Annotated in this window: 14 protein-coding genes; 5 read left to right on the top strand and 9 right to left on the bottom strand. The window is 60.6% G+C overall.

What is annotated here, in order from left to right:
- Positions 1-35: 35 nt before the first annotated feature.
- The 3 genes from QRN53_RS12360 to QRN53_RS12350 all read right to left on the bottom strand — a co-directional run bounded on the left by QRN53_RS12360 (position 36) and on the right by QRN53_RS12350 (position 5,984).
- Positions 36-2,201: a beta-glucosidase family protein gene (locus QRN53_RS12360; protein WP_285244139.1), complete on the bottom strand. Its 2,166-nt coding sequence runs from the start codon at positions 2,199-2,201 to the stop codon at positions 36-38.
- 103 nt (positions 2,202-2,304) lie between these two features.
- Positions 2,305-4,722 (bottom strand): glycoside hydrolase family 3 N-terminal domain-containing protein, encoded by a 2,418-nt coding sequence (locus QRN53_RS12355; protein ID WP_285244138.1) that lies wholly within the window; start codon positions 4,720-4,722, stop codon positions 2,305-2,307.
- Positions 4,723-5,312: 590 nt separating this feature from the next.
- A complete protein-coding gene (locus QRN53_RS12350) occupies positions 5,313-5,984 on the bottom strand; it encodes a TetR/AcrR family transcriptional regulator (RefSeq protein WP_285244137.1) in 672 nt (223 codons plus the stop codon).
- A 402-nt stretch (positions 5,985-6,386) separates the two neighbouring features.
- Here QRN53_RS12350 and QRN53_RS12345 point away from each other — a divergent pair, with 402 nt between their 5' ends.
- The gene (locus QRN53_RS12345; RefSeq protein ID WP_285244136.1) at positions 6,387-6,683 is read left to right on the top strand and encodes a hypothetical protein; all 297 of its coding nucleotides are present in this window, start codon (positions 6,387-6,389) and stop codon (positions 6,681-6,683) included.
- An 80-nt stretch (positions 6,684-6,763) separates the two neighbouring features.
- Positions 6,764-7,075 carry a hypothetical protein gene (locus QRN53_RS12340; RefSeq protein WP_285244135.1) on the top strand — a complete coding sequence of 104 codons (312 nt, stop codon included), beginning with the start codon at positions 6,764-6,766 and terminating at the stop codon, positions 7,073-7,075.
- Between the two features lie 64 nt (positions 7,076-7,139).
- On the opposite strand, the gene QRN53_RS12335 is transcribed toward QRN53_RS12340, so the two are convergent.
- Positions 7,140-8,015, bottom strand: a complete 876-nt coding sequence (locus QRN53_RS12335) for an SDR family NAD(P)-dependent oxidoreductase (RefSeq protein WP_285244134.1) — start codon at positions 8,013-8,015, stop codon at positions 7,140-7,142.
- Positions 8,016-8,120: 105 nt separating this feature from the next.
- Here QRN53_RS12335 and QRN53_RS12330 point away from each other — a divergent pair, with 105 nt between their 5' ends.
- A complete protein-coding gene (locus tag QRN53_RS12330) occupies positions 8,121-8,717 on the top strand; it encodes a TetR/AcrR family transcriptional regulator (RefSeq protein ID WP_285244133.1) in 597 nt (198 codons plus the stop codon).
- Between the two features lie 32 nt (positions 8,718-8,749).
- Here QRN53_RS12330 and QRN53_RS12325 read toward each other — a convergent pair whose 3' ends face one another.
- From QRN53_RS12325 to QRN53_RS12305, 5 genes are all read right to left on the bottom strand, one after another.
- Entirely contained in the window at positions 8,750-9,409 is a 660-nt protein-coding gene (locus tag QRN53_RS12325; protein WP_285244132.1) for an SMP-30/gluconolactonase/LRE family protein, read from the bottom strand.
- Between the two features lie 74 nt (positions 9,410-9,483).
- A complete protein-coding gene (locus QRN53_RS12320) occupies positions 9,484-10,152 on the bottom strand; it encodes an MBL fold metallo-hydrolase (protein ID WP_285244131.1) in 669 nt (222 codons plus the stop codon).
- A 107-nt stretch (positions 10,153-10,259) separates the two neighbouring features.
- The gene (locus QRN53_RS12315; protein WP_285244130.1) at positions 10,260-11,045 is read right to left on the bottom strand and encodes an amino acid ABC transporter ATP-binding protein; all 786 of its coding nucleotides are present in this window, start codon (positions 11,043-11,045) and stop codon (positions 10,260-10,262) included.
- Positions 11,045-11,779: an amino acid ABC transporter permease gene (locus QRN53_RS12310; protein ID WP_285244129.1), complete on the bottom strand. Its 735-nt coding sequence runs from the start codon at positions 11,777-11,779 to the stop codon at positions 11,045-11,047. The genes QRN53_RS12315 and QRN53_RS12310 overlap by 1 nt, the downstream gene beginning before the upstream one ends.
- Positions 11,779-12,621, bottom strand: a complete 843-nt coding sequence (locus QRN53_RS12305; protein ID WP_285244128.1) for a transporter substrate-binding domain-containing protein — start codon at positions 12,619-12,621, stop codon at positions 11,779-11,781. Before QRN53_RS12305 ends, QRN53_RS12310 begins: the two co-directional genes overlap by 1 nt.
- A 219-nt stretch (positions 12,622-12,840) precedes the next feature.
- Here QRN53_RS12305 and QRN53_RS12300 point away from each other — a divergent pair, with 219 nt between their 5' ends.
- Entirely contained in the window at positions 12,841-13,710 is an 870-nt protein-coding gene (locus QRN53_RS12300; protein ID WP_285244127.1) for an Lrp/AsnC family transcriptional regulator, read from the top strand.
- A gap of 2,195 nt (positions 13,711-15,905) precedes the next feature.
- On the top strand, positions 15,906-17,090 hold the full coding sequence (locus QRN53_RS12295; protein WP_285244126.1) for a hypothetical protein: 1,185 nt from the start codon (positions 15,906-15,908) through the stop codon (positions 17,088-17,090).
- Positions 17,091-17,115: the final 25 nt, after the last annotated feature.

The following is a 17,115-nucleotide window of genomic DNA, read 5'->3' as shown; positions in this document are numbered from 1 at the left end:
GCGTGTCGTTGTTCCGTCGGTCGTTGACGGGTTGGTCAGGGCAGGTGAAGTGCAGCAGTCGAAGCGTTCGGGTCGCCGGAGAAGGCGCCGGCTTCCAGGGTCGCTTCGGCAGCGGCCCAGGAGAAACCCCCGTCTGCCCAGCGCTGCAGGGGGCGCAGGGAACCTTCCAGCGTGACGGTGGCGGTTTGGCCTGGTTCCAGGTGGACGGGCGTGAAACCGATCAGAACCCTTGTGGGGAAATCTTCCGCCTTGGTCGTGGCGTAGAGCTGGACGACAGGACGGCCGGCGCGGCTGCCGGTGTTGGTAACGCGGACGGAGGCTGCCAAAGACTCCCCGGATACACCAGTCACGGACAGTTCAGTGGTCTCGAAGCTTGTGTAGGAGAGTCCGTAGCCGAGGGGGAAAGCGGCGAGGTGCCCGTCGCGGTCCAGCAGCCGCTGGCCGAACCAGCGGTCATACGTGATGCTGCTGGCATCACGGTCGAAGTACGGCAGGTGCTCCTCTGTGGTGGGGATCGAGTAAGGCAGGCGGCCGCTGGCATCCACTGTGCCGGTCAGTACGTCGGCAAGGGCGTGTCCTCCCTCCACGCCGCTGTACCAGCCGATCAGCAGGGTGGGTACCTGTGAGCGCCAGGCCTCGGTGATGACAGCGCCGGCAGTGACGACGACGACGATGGTGCGCGGATTAGCCTGTGCCGTCGCCTTGATGATGGCCTCGTCGATGGGGCGAAGCCGAAGGCTTGCGCGGTCGCCGCCCTCGGCGGTGCCCATGGCCCCGGCTGCTCCTGACAGGTCTGACGGATCTACACCCTCGGGCAGGGGGGGGAACACGGCGAGGATGGCGGGGTCAGACATGCCTTCCGAACCGATGAACTCGCCTTCGTCCTGAGCCGTGTAGCCGACGACAACGACGGCGATATCAGCTTGGGCTGCAGCTGCTGCGGCTGCGTCGGCATCATCGTCCAGAACGGATAGGATGCTGGCTGCCGGGAGCGCAGTTCTGATGCCGTCCAGGGCAGTCACAACCTCGGGCGAGCGGACGTTTGAGGATCCTTGGTCCCCGGTGTTGGGCAGGTTGGTGAGCCGCCCGATCAGGGCCACGGACGCAATCTCGTCTGCCTTCAGGGGCAGCAGGGGTGTTCCGTCGACGGGCTCGTTCTTTAGTAGCACCATCGATGTGGCGGCGACTTTTCGGGCCAGGGCGCGGTGTTCCTCGCTGAGGATGACGTCGAGGCCAGGTTCCTCGGTGTTCCTGGCCGCGTAATGGGCGAGCTGGGTACGGAGGATGCGTCGCGCTGCCCGGTCCACCTGGTCCCAGGTGACGCGGCCGGATTCCAGGTCTGCGGGCAGCCGGTGGGCGCGTTGTTGACGCATGGGCGCCTCGACGTCCAGGCCGGCCTGCAGCGACAGTGCGGCGTCGCGGAGCCCGAAGACGAAGTCGGACAGGGTCACGCCTTCGAAGCCCCACTGGCGCCGGAGGATGTCCTCCATGAGGGTTTCGTTTTGGCCGGCCCATTCGCCGTTCACGGAGTTGTAGGAGGTCATGATGCCGTCGACGCCTTCTTCGACGACCCGGCGGAAGTGCGGAAGGAAGACCTCGTGCAGTGTCGCGTCATCGGCCTTGACATCGACCTTGAAGCGGGCGTTCTCCATCGAGTTCAGGGCATAGTGCTTGGCAATGGCCATCGCGTTCGGGTGGATACCCCGGACGAGGGCGGCGCCGAATTCACCCAACAGGTAAGGGTCTTCACCATAGGTTTCCTGCGCCCGGCCCCAGGCTGGGTGGCGGGGAAGGTTGATGCAAACCCCGCCGAAGAAGTTGGCGCCCTGTGCGCGCATTTCCCGGCCGATGGCGGTGCCGATTTCCTCCTCCAGCTCCGGGTCCCAGGTCGCTCCGCGGGCCATGGAAACGGGAAAAGCGGTGGACTCGCCCATCACGACGCCGCGGGGGCCATCGCTGAACCGCAGCCCGGGGATTCCGAGCCGGGCGATTTCGCCCATGACAATGGGCCTGCGGTTATATCCCGCGCTCATCTCTGCCATGCCGGACCAGAACTCGGCGTCGCCGTCGAGGAGCCATAGTTTCTCGTCCTGCGTCAGTTGTCCCAGAAGCTGGTCAGCCTCTTCCGACAGGTGGCCGCCGTTGCGGATGCGTGCGACGGCCTCATTGAATGTTTCCGTTTGGGTTGCTGTTGTTGGCATGTTTAGTCCTTGGGTTTCTTATCTGCCCCCGGTCTTGTGGTGGCGGGCGGACGAGTGCGGGACACGCGGGCGTCCTGCCCGGCGTGTCCCGCACAGTGTGGAGTCAGGAGACGGTGGTTGTGGCGTAGAAGCCGCGGTTTTTTCCATCAATGACGGCGGAGTTCTCGATGTCGAACGATCCCGTCAAGCGGATATCAGCTGAGGAAGCCCCGACGTTGACGGTCATCTGGCCGGCTTCAACAACCCAGCGCATGTCGACGTCAAGGAAGGCGAACTGGTCAGCCCGCATCGAAAAGTGAACGGTTTTTGTTTCCCCGGCTTTGACGAACACCCGGTTGAAGCCTGCCAGTTCCTGCACCGGACGGACCATGCTGGACAGCTCGTCACGGACGTACACCTGGACGACCTCTTCGCCGTCCTGCTGCCCGGTGTTGGTGATATCGCAGGACAGCTGCACCGCGCCGTCGGCTGTAACCGTCGGGGTCAGGTTGAGGTTGGAGTACTCAAAGGTGGTGTAGCTCTTTCCCTCCCCGAAGTGGAACAGGGGGACCTTGGAACCGTCCACGTACCGGTTCATGATCATGGTCCCGGCGCTGCTGAAGCTGTTGCTGCGGCGGTGGGCTGCGTAAAGGGGGATCTGGCCGGCGTCCCTGACCGCCGTCATCGGCAGACGTCCCGCAGGGTTGTAGTCGCCGAAAAGTACGTCAGCCAGTGCCTGGCCTCCGGTTTCACCCGGGAACCAGTTTTCGATGATGGCCGGGAAGTGTTCGGCGACGTAGACGCTGGAGAGCGGCTTGGCGTCCATGTGCACCATGACAGCGGGTGTGCCGGTCTCGAAGATGCGCTGGGCAAGTTCTTCCTGGATCCCGGGAAGGCCGACGTTGGCCGTGTCGATGCCTTCCCCGGAGGTGCAGGAACTGCCCCAGCCGTACTTACCGCCGAGGGTCAGAATGACAACGTCCGCCTCCTTGGCGGCGGCAACAGCAGCATCGAAACCCGTGCGGTTGGTGCCGGCAATGTCGCAGCCCTTTTCGTACACGACTTCGGCTTCGGGGCACTTGTCCTGGATGGAGGCAACGATGGTCGGGGTTTTGTGCCCCAGCGCACCTTGAAGCGCCTGCTCGACCGCTGCGGGCTCCGAGCGGACGTCGCTGCCCTCAAAGAGCGGCGCCAGCGGGGGCTGTTCATATGAGGCGGTCAATTCAGGAAGGTCGAGCATTCCCGCCATTTCCGACATGGTCCCGCTCATTGCCAGATCGATTGAAGCCGGGTAGGTGTAGCAGCCGAAGAACAGCCGCAAAGAGTTGGCGTGGGGGCCGATGACGGCGATCTTCTTCGTAGCCTTGCTTAGCGGAAGAAGCCCTTCATTTTTCAGCAGAACGATCGATTCGCGCGCCGCCTTCAGGCTGTGTGCCTTGGTGGATTCCGGCTCGTAGGCGGCTGCGATCATTTCTTTGCGTGCTGCGTTGTCTTCAAGGAGGCCGAGCTTAGCTTTAAGGGTCAGCATGCGGCGTACCGCGCGGTCGATGAAACGCCCTTCGAGCTCTCCGCGCCTGACTGCCTCGACCAAGCCGTCAGTGAAGCCGTAGGGCGTGGGCAATTCAACATCGAGCCCGGCTTTGAGTGCCTTAATGCCACCGTCGGTGGGGTCTGCTCCGACGTTCAGGTCGACGGCGAGGTTGATGGACATGTAGTCGGAAACGACCAGGCCTTCGAAGCCCATTTCTTCGCGCAGCAGATCATCGAGGATGTGCCTTGAGGCGATAATGAGTTCACCATCGATGGTGCCGTAGGAATTCATGATGCCAGCGAGGTTGGCCTCGGTGATGGCAGCCTGAAACGGCTTGGCGTAGACCTCGCGTAGCTCGCGCGGGGAAATCGGGTTGGATGTCATGTTCAGACCGCCTTCCCCGAGGCCGAAGCCGAGAAAGTGCTTTCCGGTGGCGGCCACGCCGTCGGCAAGGTTCTGCCCCTGCAGGCCCTTCACGAAGGCAACGCTCATGGCAGCGCACAACGTGGGGTCCTCGCCGTAGGTCTCGCCTACGCGGCCCCAGCGGGGATCCCGGGCGACGTCCATGATGGGGGACAGTGCCTGTCGCACCCCAACGGAGAGCATCTGCTCACGGACGATGTCGGTCATGCCTTCGACCGTGTCCGGTTGCCACGTGGCCCCCAGCCCGATCGCCGAGGGAAATACTGTCCCTCCAAGTCCCGTCCAGCCTGAGACAGCCTCGCCATGGAGCAACGGCGGCACGGACAGGTCGGTTTTGGCCATCACGGCGTCCTGGACCTGGTCGTAGTGGTCGGCGTCGGCCTCGATGGATACCCCGGTGCTGATGCTTCCCGAAGCGCCCAGACCGTTGGGGAACTTGGCCAAGCCTCTGTCGAGGTGGCCTGTGATGGGGATGGTGCACTGGAGCTGGGCGACCTTTTGCTCCAGGGTCATGCGCGAGATGAGGTCTTCGACCTGGTCTGCGACGGGAACCGCCACATCAGGGGTGGACAGTACTTGGTTTTTCACTGGGTCTCCTATTCCGCCAGCCCGCGACACCGCGGGCGTGGCAAGAGGGGGGTCAGTCCCTCAACGCTTTACTGGTGTGCCTGACGACGCCGGAACAAAGCTGGTCTGCGGTGCAGACCCGTGGGTCTGCAGGCTGTCCTCGCCACGGTTGTCCTTCACCGTTGAAGCAGGCCGCTGGTGTTCCCACTGCGGCGCCCGTTTTTTCCCGGGGTGGGAAAAACCCTAGATGGCCCAGCAGCGTGAGTCAAGTCGCACGCCAAAGTCAGCTTGCGGCATCGCATGGCGGGAGCTTGGCCTGGCAGTTGGGCCGGGCGGCCAGAAGCAGTGCTTGGGTCGGCGAAGGGGCCGACATGTCCAGCGATGCACGATGGGGTGACCGGAGGGAGCGCGGGCAGGAAACGGACTTGACCTTGGAGAACCCCGCAGCGCTGGCGCAGTCAGGAGAAGGCGGAGGTCGACAAAAGTCACGCGTGGAACCAGCAGTCAACCGGCATGCAGCTGTGGCAGTCCCTCCCGGCCTGTCACCCGAGGGAGGTGCCTAAGTGGTGCGCCGTTGACCCTAATGGTGCAAATCGTGACGAAGCTCCGCCTCACGGCCGTTCGAGCAGGCGCTCCACGCCAAGAGTCACAATGTCGAGATTGAAGGCAAACTGCTCTTCGGTGCCGAGTTCCGTTGACCGGCCTCCAACCAGCTTGCGGAGAAGTGTGAACTCCTCTTGCGGGGCCTTCTCAAGCAGGTGTTCAAGGACGGGTTCCTGAGGGTGTCGGCCAGCGGTTTTTGGGATGGAGCGGTCCGTGGCGGACGTGAAGGCAAGGCCTGCCAGCATTGCGATCAACCGTCCGGCTTCAGCTTCGGCCAGACCCGCGGCAACGAGCGCCTCCGCAGCCGCCTCGGCCGGTCGGATAGCCTCAAGATCGGCCTCGGTTTCGTAGCCGACATAACTTGCCCATGCACCGGCAGCCATGACGGCATCCCTGGTGATATGGGCAAATGCGCGTATGGCCTTCCTCCAGTCCTTCTCGGGAGTGAAATCGTGGGCCGCAACTGCCTCACGGAATGCATCGGCAGCAACCATCCGCAGCAGCGAGTCGCGGTTGTCTACGTGGTAATGCAGAGTCTTCCGGTCCACGCCAATCTCCTCAGCGAGGGCCTGCATTGTCAAAGTTGCTGGGTCAAGTACCTTGGCGGCCTCGATGATTCGTTCGCGATCAACCCGCCGCGGCCGGCCCCGGCGTGGCTTCACGCTCTCCACGCTTGTCATAGCCACTCCTTTTCGCGTCCGACCGCACTCGCCTTAGTCCACTTCTGCTCGCGAAGGGCCGGCCTGGAGCAGTGACTTGACCTTACGGGTATCCCCGCATATCTTTTTTACCACGCCGGGAAAAAATCCCGAAAAGAGAGGTCTCACAGACTCTACCTGAGTCCCTGAGGCCTTACCAGCCTGCAAGATCTCGAAATGTGAGACCGATTGTTGAGGCACGGCGAATGCCAAGCGTGGCCTCCGCACCGCTGGCCCAAGCCGGGAAGCCGCCACACTCTGAAGCCCGTAGCCCCGAGCTCCCCTGCCCTTGGAATAACAAGTTCCCACGCAAGGACGCCGTGGCCGTCCTGCTATCAACGCGGTGCCCCTGCATTTGCCCAACCGCTAAAAGGAAAAGTTGACATGGAAGTACCTAGCAATGGAATTGGCCGCCTGCGGCTGACCATAGACAGCCGCAGGCAGCTGGAGGAGGCGTTGGACTCCGCCGTCGCCGAACTCATGTCCAGGCAAAACTCGAACGCCCGGGACGGGATCCTGGTGACCCGCCACGACCACAGGACGTTCACCGTCCAATTCTCCAGTGACGTCCAGCGCGGGATCGTGCTGGAACAGGACTTGCGCCTTCGGGCAGCCCCGGAAGGCGGCCCTCGTAGGCGCGAAGACGCTAACCTCGCCCCGGCGCTATCGGCCCTGTGTTGAAACGTGCAGCTCAGGGCACGCATGCTCCACCCGCCGCACTCTCCTGCCACCTACCCCCCCGGTTTCGTAAAGGCCTTCATATGAGCATTCACGCCGCAGGCTTTTCTGATCGGACGGTGCCGTCCGCAGTCGACGATTGGACGGCGGCCGCAGGACGGCACGTCGCAATATATCGAAACGGTGTGCAGGTTGACCGTGGCCAGGTCGAGGCGATAACTGCCGACGGAAAGATCCTGTGGCTCATGCAGGACGGTGCTCAGTACAGGCGCATCATTGAGAAGGTTCCGGGAATTGAGTTGTGCTTTCTAGAGGAAGCGGGCGCCTGCCAGCTGTGCATCGAGGGGTGGGCGGGCGTCCCAGCATCGAAGGCTGCCCTGCTCCCTGAACCGTGAGGTCAGCAGGAGGATGGTGACCTCCTGCTGACCTCACACCCCCTATGGAGTGGGCCTGGGGGCGTCACCCCATCCACTGCCCGCCCGCTACATCGATTGTCTGGCCGCACATATAGTCAGCGGCCTCTGTGCTGAGGTAGGCGACCATGTTCGCAACCTCTTCCGGGATGGATACCCGACCGAGCTGGATATAGCGGTCAACCGCTTCCAGCATCGAACCTTTCGCGGCCAGAGCCTGCTCGTCGGAGGCATTGGCCAGGATGTCCCTCAGGAGGGGGTTGATCATGAGCCCGGGAGCTACCCCCAGGACATTGATCCCCCGTGAGGCGAACTCATGGGCAAGATTGCGGGTGAAGCCAATAACACCCGACTTTGCCGCGTTGTAGACGGTAAGTCCGCGGTGCTGTATCCGTCCACCAACAGACGCGATGTTGATAATGCGGCCGTGGCCCTGGGGCAGGAAGTGCTCGACCGCGGCATGTGCGCCGTAAATCAGCATCGTCAAGCTCCCGTGGACTGTGTAGTCGATGTCCGCCTTGGTGTGGTTTTCGAACCTGTCGGAGACCACCTGAACGGGGTTATTGATCATGATGTCCAGGCCCCCGAGAGCCTGCGTGCTTTCCGAGACAACAGAATGCACCTGATCCCAATCGGACAGGTCTGCCTGGAACGGGATGGCTCGCGTGCCCCATCGGCGTTCGATGGTCTCTGCGTTAGCGACGGCGCCGTCCTTATTCAAATCAATGACAGCGACGTCGGCCCCCAGGCCGGCAAGCCGGTTGGCGATGGCCTGGCCCAGACCGCCTCCCCCTGCTCCGGTGACTACTGCCTTTTTTCCTGTGAGATCCATCAGGTCGGTGACCCGCTTTTCGACAATGTGCGTCGGCAGTCGGTCGAAGCCCATCGTCTCGGCGAAATCAACGTTTTGTGTGCTCATCATGCTCCTCGTTGGTTATGGAGGGCGCCGGGCTCCCGGACGACGGGGCTCCATTGCCTAAAGGCAACATACTGTTGCCTTTTCTAAAGGTCAATAGAATGCTGTTCCATGGCCGATTCAATGCGCAGAACACGGGGAGTCCAGAAAGGTGCGCGCAGTTCGCAGGTAGTTGATGCCGTTCTAAGTGCTACCACCGCGGAACTGTCACGGGGAGGTTATGCCGGCCTCACGATTGAGGCCGTAGCCAAGCTTGCAGGCGTAAACCGCACGACGGTATACCGGCGTTGGCCTACGCGGGCGGCCTTGCTGGCTGCCGTCCTGGAGCCACTCCTGGCCCGCTATGACGTTGTTCCTGACACCGGCTCGAGCTGTCATGATTTGTCCGTGCTGTTACAAACTGTGCGCGACAATGCAGAGCTGCCCGAGGGTCAGGCCTTCACGGAGGCGGCAAGATCCACGTCCGCCGAGCTGCAGGATTTGATGTCAGCGGCGCTGCACAGAGCCCTCGCCCCCTTCCACGCCGTGCTCACTCGCGCAGTCGAGCGGGCCGAGATCGAACCGGAGCAGCGTGACCTCATAGCCCAGCTCGCTTTCTTTGGCGCCGTTATGTGGACGCAAACGCATCCCGTGCCTTTAACGGACGCGGAGTGCGACGACATGGCTAAGCTGCTCTTGCCTGCCGCAGCCGATGCCGGAACAAGATGAGATCCTGGTGCCCTTACGCTCCATCGGGCCTTCTATCCACCGTTGGATTGCCGCACTCCATCGGCGAGGGCCGTGAAGCCGTATATGAATCCTCCATCCTTGCCACTGACGGTCATATAACCTTCCGTGGTATCTGGCCTGATGGCGATGTTGGTTGCTGATGAAACGCCGTCCTTCCCAGGTGCGGCGATGGTGGCAGTCAGTTCGCCATCGGGCCGATAGACGAGGACAGTCGCCCGGTTGTGCAGCCCGACGTACGTGTTCCCTGCTGCGTCGACGGCCAAGGAATCCACTTGGCCGACGCCTGCGCTTACATGTACGGCAGGATGAGCTGTCTGCACCTTTCGGCCGTCAGCGCTGAGGCTCAGGTAGTCAATCTGATTGCCGGTATTGTGGCTCACCCCTAGCCCGTCATAAGCGGCGGTGAAGGCAATAGCGTTCGGCGCCGGCAAGTCTCCGGCAAGAACGATCCCTTCAGCGGTGTCCCTGTCGATCCTGACCAGGCGGCCGGTAGGTTTCCAGTAAGGATCCTGCGACCCGGCGGCATCCGTGACGTAGCACGCGGCCTCTGCCCTCGTCCAGCCAGCCCCAGAAATAGGACGCGTTGTGTGCAGAGGTCTATCGCGCCTTCGCGGGGCACTTCTCGCGGCCGTTGTACTCTGACCCTGTTTCCGGGCTTCAGGTCCGTCCACTCTTCATAGGTCAAACGGCAGGGGGCCGGGGGTGTGGATTGGGAAGTGTCAGCAGCAGCATGTTTTCCTTACTGCTACGAGCGGGAGAGGTAGTTATCCGCGATGGTTTTCAACGAGCCGGGACCCAGACCGGGTCCGTGTCCTGGGAAGACCGCACTTACTTCGAGGCGTGATAAAAGGTTCATGGTGCGCCGGTAATCGGCTTGGTCAGCTCCGTGGATTGTGTCAAGGAGTTGGCCCTGGTAAATGGTGTCTCCGGTGAAGAGCCATCGGCGCTGGTGATCGTACAGACAGATGCTTCCGGGGGAATGTCCTGGGGTTGCGAGGACCTCCATGGGGGTTCCCAAAGTAGTGATCTCATCTCCGTCTTTGAGTCGTCGTGTTGGGGTGGCCGGCACCAGCCCGTATTGGGTTGGGTCGTATCCAGGGTTCGGGACGCGGCGGAGCATTGAGGGCTCTTCGTTCGGTAGAACGTCTATACCGAGGATGCCGTACAAGGTGTGGGTGTCCAGCGAGACGGGTCCCGGTGTTATGAGGATGTGGGCTTCCTCATCGTGGACTGCGATGTCTTTAAACTCATGTGCTCCTCCGACGTGGTCCAGGTGGGTATGGGTGATGATCAGGAGTGGATCCCGTTCGAACATTTGGGGAATCTCGCGGTGCAAGGGGACGATGCCGAGGCCCGCGTCGATGACCACGTCCCGGTCCTGGCCCTGAAGCCACCAGATGTTCGATCGGAGCATCGGATGGACATGGGGTTCGGTAATCTTTGTCAGTCCTGGGAGGACTTGTTCAATGGCATACCACTGCAGGGATGTGCGGGGTGCGGCTTGTTGGGGGGCGGGTGCGCTCAATGTATGTGCCTCAGGAAGTTGCGGGTGCGTTCCTGCTGGGGGTTGGTAAAGAACTCCTCCGGCGGTGCCTGTTCAACGAGCACGCCCTGGTCGAAAAGGGCGACGTCCGTCCCGACTCGCCGAGCGAAACCCATTTCGTGGGTGACCACGACCATCGTCATGCCATCTGCCGCAAGTTGTTCCATGACGGCCAGCACGTCGTTGACCAGCTCGGGGTCCAACGCCGAGGTCGGTTCATCGAAGAGCATCACGGAGGGGTTCAGGACCAGTGCCCGGGCGATGGCGACCCGTTGTTGCTGGCCGCCGGAAAGCTCGCTGGGAAAGTGGTGAAGGTGGGAACCGAGCCCGACGCGGTCGAGCATTTCAGCTGCCCGGGCTTTGGCCTCGGCAGCGCCGGCTTTCCTGGTCAGGCGTTGGGCCAAGGTGACGTTTTGCATGACGGTGAGGTGGGAGAAGAGGTTGAAGCGCTGAAAGACCATGCCGATCTCGGAACGCTGGCGGGCCAGGGCACGTTCGCGTACGGGCCGGTTGTTGGCGTCGACGCCGATCCTTTTGCCCTTGAAAATAACCTCTCCGGCGTCGAGGGGTTCCAGCAGGGCCATCAGACGCAGCATCGTTGATTTCCCTGATCCGGACCGGCCAAGGACTACTTTGACTTCACCCGAGCCCACGGTGAAATCGACACCTTTTAGGACTTCTTGATTCCCGTACGTTTTGTGGAGGTTCCTCACTTCGAGCACGGTCTTTACGGTTTGACGAGGAGTTGTGGTGGTCTCGGACATCAGAGTCCCTTCAGGGTTGCGGGGACGCGCTCGACGCGGGGCCGGGTTTTGGCGGGTAGGGAAACCCACCGGTATCGCTTTTCGACCTGGTGCTGGAGCACCATGACGGCGCTGACAATGACCAGGTAATAGACGAGCGCGGCCGTATAAAATTCGGCATATCGGAAGGTGGTCGCTACCTGGACCTGGGCTGTTGTCATCAGCTCTTGCAGTGAGATCACAGAGGCCAGCGACGTGTATTTGATCATTCCGATGAACTCGTTGCCCGTGGGAGGCAGGGCGACCTTGATGGCTTGTGGCAGTTCGACCCGAAGGAAGGTTTGCGCGGGGGTCAGCCCCAAGGCCCGGGCGGCGAGTTTCTGTCCGCTGTCTACGCTCAGCAGGGCTGAACGGAGAATTTCTGCCATGAAAGCGCCTTCGACGACTGAGAGACCAACAAACCCGGCAAGGAAGGGTGAGTACCAGTTGTCCCGGAGCGCGGGAATTATCTGCGGTGCTGCGTTCCAGACAATGAGGAGCAGCAGCAGTGTTGGCACGGAACGGAAGAACCATACATAAGCCCAGGCCAAGCTACGAAGAGTCTTGCTCTTCGATATGCCTGCCAGGGCAACAAAGAGGCCTATCAGCGTAGCGGCCACTTGGGAAACGGCAGCCAATTCAAGGGAAAGCACCGCCCCCGATAGGAATTCTTTGGAAGTCAGGGCCTGCAGGAAGATGCTCTGATCAAAATCCATTACTTCGCCGAATCAGTCAGCCGGCTGGCGTCCAACGCGTAGTTCTTGGCGATCTCGGCCAGTTTTCCCTCGGTGGCGAGTTTCTTCAGTCCGTCACGGACCTCCGCGGTCAGGGGTGAACCTTTCTTGACGTAAACGCCGAATACAGCGTCGGCCTCGAAGATTCCAGGGACCGGCTGCAAGTTCCCGCCTGTCTTCTCAACGATCTCACCAACAGAGACGTCGGTATCGATCAAGGCGTCAGCCTTGCCGTTCGTCACCGCCGCAGAGGTCTGGGTGTTCTGCGGGTATGACTGCTGGATCAGATCAGGAAGGCCTTTGCTCTTCAGCGCCGTTGACAGTTCCTTCAAATTGGACTCATACGCGCCTCCGGCAAGTACAGCTACTGTCTTTCCCGCCAAGTCCTCAGCGCTCTTGATGTTCGAGTCCTTTGGGGCGATGATCACCGATCCGGTTTTCAGGTACGGCACGGCGTCGGCGACCTGCTGGCGGGCTTCATTGACATATAGGCCCGACCACACCACATCGCAGCGCCCAGCCTGAAGCGCCGGCATCAGCCCGTCGAAAGCCACGTCAGAGAAGCGGGCCTTCACACCCCACGAGTCCGCTAGTGCAACCGCCGCGTCGGCATCAAAACCGATGGGCTGGGTCCCCGTGTTGCCGTCCTTATAGAACTCCATGGGCTTGTACTGCGGCGTCATACATACACTGAGCTCACCGGATTTCAGCAAACCATTGGGGCCAGAGGCACTTTCCGATGAGGAAGCGCCGGCTCCCCCTGAACATGCGGTCAGCGCCACCACTGCGGCAGCAGCTACGGAACCAAAGACAAATTTCTTCATGACAATCCTTCTCGTCGACCAGCCCACGGGTGTGGCGCTCCTCACATGCTAAGACGCAATAAATTTCGGAATGTCAGCCTCTAAGTGTGTGAAAGCAGATATGTAAACGCTCACTACGTAAAATGATGACAATCGGCTAGAACGACGGCTTTCTTTTATAAATCTGTAGGACCTAAGGGCACAGAAAATTTCTCGTAACGAATCCGGGAAGGATGACATATGGATGAGCTCGACGAGCAGATACTGCAGGAACTGCTCGCCAACGGCCGCATCACCGTGACAGAGCTTGCCGACAAAGTCGGCCTTACCCGCATCTCGGCCTCTCGTCGAATGACCACGCTCTTGACTGAGTCCGGTGTCAGAGTGATCGGATTGGCACACCCCGCCGTCGTGGGGCTGCCTGTCATGGCCCACGTTTCGATTGACGCTGCGACCCCGGTTCAGGGGCTTGCCGAAAAAATCGCGCAGGATCACCGTGTTCTCTTCGTTTCCATCACTGCCGGGATCATGTCTCTGATAGCAGAAGTCAGGGCCCAAAACCATGAGGAACTTCAGGCATGCATCGAGGACATCCGTAACATTCCCGGAGTGACCTACATGCGCACCAGCATCTATACCGATCTCCTCATTGACATCCTGCATCCGGCTCAAATCAAGGACCTCGTCCTCGACAGACTTGATCTAGCTCTCATCGAGATTCTGCGCCAGGACGGCCGTGCTAGCTACACAACCATGGCCTCTGTCCTTGGAATATCAACCGGAACCGCAAGAACCCGCGTCCTGCGTCTCTTGGACAGCGGAATCGTAAAAATCGGACTCACTTGGCGGCCCGCCTCCCAAGAACGAGTGACCCGCATGGGGCTTGGACTGCGCATCCAAGGGACAGCTGCGGAACTAGTCAAATCACTCGAGGCCATCCCGGGCTTTACCTTCTTGGCCTCCAGCATCGGCCAGCACGACATCATCGCCACCGTTCACGGAACGGACGCAAGCTCAGCACTCCGCACCGTTGACCAAGTCCGGGCGATACCTGAAGTTATTCACGTCGAGACATGGATTCACCTCAAAGTCGTAAAAGAAGAACACTAGCGACAGGGCGCGAGCCTCCACCGTCTACCAGACAAATCAGGGTGAGCCACACCCCAACCTGACGTCAGGGAAAAAGCTCAGCAGCGTCAGAATAGGCTCCGAAACTTGCATTTTAGGCATCCCCTGGTGGACTTCAGAGACCCAAGCCTGACAGTTGGGAAGTATCCGCTCACGGACGCAACGAGGGCCCTCCAGAAGTGACTTCTGGAGGGCCCCGTTGCGTCATGCTTGCCTAGCGTTGGTTAGGTCCGTTAGGTCCGCAGGCCCGCGTGTCCACGCCGACCCGCGACCCTGGTTGGTTACCGCAGGGCGTATCCGCAGCTGCTCTTGATCCAGCCGAGATACCGGGCGGCAGTTCCTCCTACGGAAGCGGGAAGCGCTCCGCCTTTAGCCACCCAGGACCAAACGGCCGGGTTGAAAGCAACTTCCCATGCGACTCCAATGGGTACTCCGACAAGGAAGATGCAGCGGGCAAAGGCTGCTGTCTTCGAGGCCGTGTAGGTCCATGCAGACGTCGTTACCCTGGCCGCTGGGGCAACCTTTGCCGGAGCGGACGCGGTAACGGGAGAGATAGCTGCCACGTTTGCTGCAGCCGAAGTGCTGTGGAGTGCAGCCAGCGAAGCGGTAGCGGGGACTGCGGCCGAAGCTGCGGGGACGGAACCGAATGCGAAAGCCGATGCGATCGCAAGGGCCGGGATGACTGCGGTCAGTCGGCGCACTCGGGAAGGGCCAGAGGAGCTGGACCTTCCTTCTGGACGAGAAGGCCGGCTGCCCGTGCCCAATTCAACGCTTTCGCCCGTCGGAGCCGCCTTGCCCTTGAGGTTGGTGTTCATTTTGGAGCCTCCCTAGTTGTTGTGTGGTTGCCGTGTTCCTCGCTCGGCGTGGAAACAGGTTCGCATAGTTTCTTATAGCTGTCTATAGAAAAATCATGCAAAAAGATTTTATTCATCTGCTAAGAGTTTCTATTGCTGTTCTTACGCTGATGTGAAACGCTTCACTAGTTACGCCCCTGCAAAGAAAGTGGCCTCATGGAGTTCTTGATGCCCGTTGTTGTTCCTGAGCGCGCTGGAACTAGAAGTCAGATCATCTCTGTTCGACTTGCTCAGAAGGTTGCGGCTCTTTTCGGGGTGCGGCCTCACTGGCAAAAGGACAGCCGAGTTTGGTTCTGCAACTTCAGTGCATTAACGCTTGCAGAAGTTGGTCGAGGAGCGCCCTTACCCTCGAGGGCGTGGCACGCAAAGGAGCGCGCCCATGGCGGCCCCATCGCGTTGGGCCAGTCGAAGCGGATTGCCGCAGGTACCTGGCGGATTGTAAATGAAGCACTGATTGAAGGCGTCGGTCCTGCAGACGCCGGTCTGCCGCCAGGAGAAGCTGTCGCAGGAGTAGACGAACTTGCACCAGCGACACTTAACCGGTTTGGCCCTGATCGGAAGGCCGCCGCAGTCCTCCTCGGCGCGAACGAGTTGTTCGAATCGCTTATGCCCGTATTCCGGGACGTGATGGGGACTATCGGAACGTTGGACAGCGGAGAGCCGCTTGCTGATCACACCAAAGTCATCATTTGGGCAACGTTGGTCCAGGAGACCTTCCGGTCCCAGCCTGCCCTGTTCGCGGCAGCCGTTCAGGGACGTGCAATTCAGCGGGCTCTAACCCAGACATGGGTGCCGCTCCCTGCTTTAGGCCTCCCGGTCGCCCGCAGCGAATTCGGATCGACGGAAGCCACTGACTGGTCGAAGATGGAGGAAACTCTCGCCCCTAGGCGCATCAACGTCCTGGATCAGACTCTGACGGAGTTTCCTCTGGCGACGATCTCACGGGCCACGCAGGGATATGTGGACACCATCATTGACGGATGGTGCTCCCACTTGCTCGGAGACGCGCCCTCGATCAGCTGGCTAACCGACAAAGGCCCCCAAGGGCGTCGAGTTGAAGTGTATGCGCCGTTAGCCCGGAGCCTGGCTGGCTTCCTTGCCACAAAAGGCGAAATCTTGGCTCCCGCTCATCTTGGAAAAGACGCAGCCCAAGGTGCGGCCGTGTTGCCACGCATCCCGAGTGAAGGTGAACTGCGTAAGCTGTCCCCAAGCTCCCAGGCCGCTCTGATATGGACCCTTTTACAGACGTACCGAGGCCTGCGACGAGAACCGGGACTCATATTCTCAGTCAGTCATGGGTCGGTTCGGGAAGAAGCTGCCAGAGTGGCGAGCCTGGCACAAGCGGTCCTGGGTCCCGGAAATATGCTGACGCTATGGGCACGCAACCGCCTGGGCAACATGACGTACTGGGACTTCCAGCGTTCCGATCCGCAAGCTTCATCGGAAGGTGCGGCGCTTGTTCGCGCCACCCTGCTACGTCTCAGCGACCAACATCAGTCAGGCTACATAGCGGACGGTACGTTTTTGGAGTTCCTAATCAGCTCGGGGTCCTGCCTACACGGACACATCATGGAGCAGCGCACCACAAATCCGTCATCCGAAACCGCCGAGCAACTTCGCCGGGAGCTTCTCCTCCTATGGAGGAAAACGTTCACGACTATTGGCTTCGATCTCGACGCAGAGCTAAACCAAGCGACAACTACGTCGAAGCTTTCTCCACTCGCCCAGGCTATGGTTCCGCTGCTCCACCACTACGCGGCACTGCTCACCATGGGCAAAAGCGAAGCTGACATATTGCAAGGGATCCACCTGTTGGAGGACTTCCTCATCCCCTACGTTGATCGTCCCGACGAACTCCACGAGAGCAAACAGACCCTTGGCGGGGCCCTGCGTGCTGCGATCGTTGGATACAAGGAACTCACGTCCTTGCTGCAAAGCGCCGGTCGTCACAAAGAGGCTGAACTCTGGTCAAGAAGGAATGGTGAAGCTACCAGTCGTCTGCTGGAACTTGAACCAGCGCACCCGGTCTTAGGTCTGGAAGTCCCTGCACTAATGAGTGAAGCGGACCCAGGTGCCGACCGTTTGCTTATGCACGCCCACTTCGACTTGATTGTTGAAAGACTCCAGAAAGAGGAACTTGTCCGCGCCGAAACGCCGAAGGCTGCGACAAACACGGCCATCAAACCGCTTGAACACGCAGCTCTATTTCAAATGCTGCGGGGACATGAGCGCGTAGACAATCAGGGCTGGCCGGAACTCCGCTTTTCTAGGGGTACCGCTGATGGTGAATCGGCGTTGAACGCCTCTATCGTCCTTCCGGAGAGAAACCCTAGTGCTGCAGATATCATCCTGCTGGTCGTCACCCCTACTCAAAAATTCAAAATGGTTATGGTCTGGGAAGAAGTTCCCGGAGACGTAGCCAGATTGGTAGGCCGGATTTCACCATTTCCGTTCTCCGTTGAGGACATCCAATCAGTAGAGGTAGAGGTACATGGGCGAAAAGACTGAAGATCTCTCTGCTACGACCACGTGG

The sequence above is a fragment of the Pseudarthrobacter sp. fls2-241-R2A-127 genome (genome assembly GCF_030209355.1).
Classification (GTDB): domain Bacteria; phylum Actinomycetota; class Actinomycetes; order Actinomycetales; family Micrococcaceae; genus Arthrobacter.
This window is presented reverse-complemented; position numbering and strand designations above follow the sequence as displayed.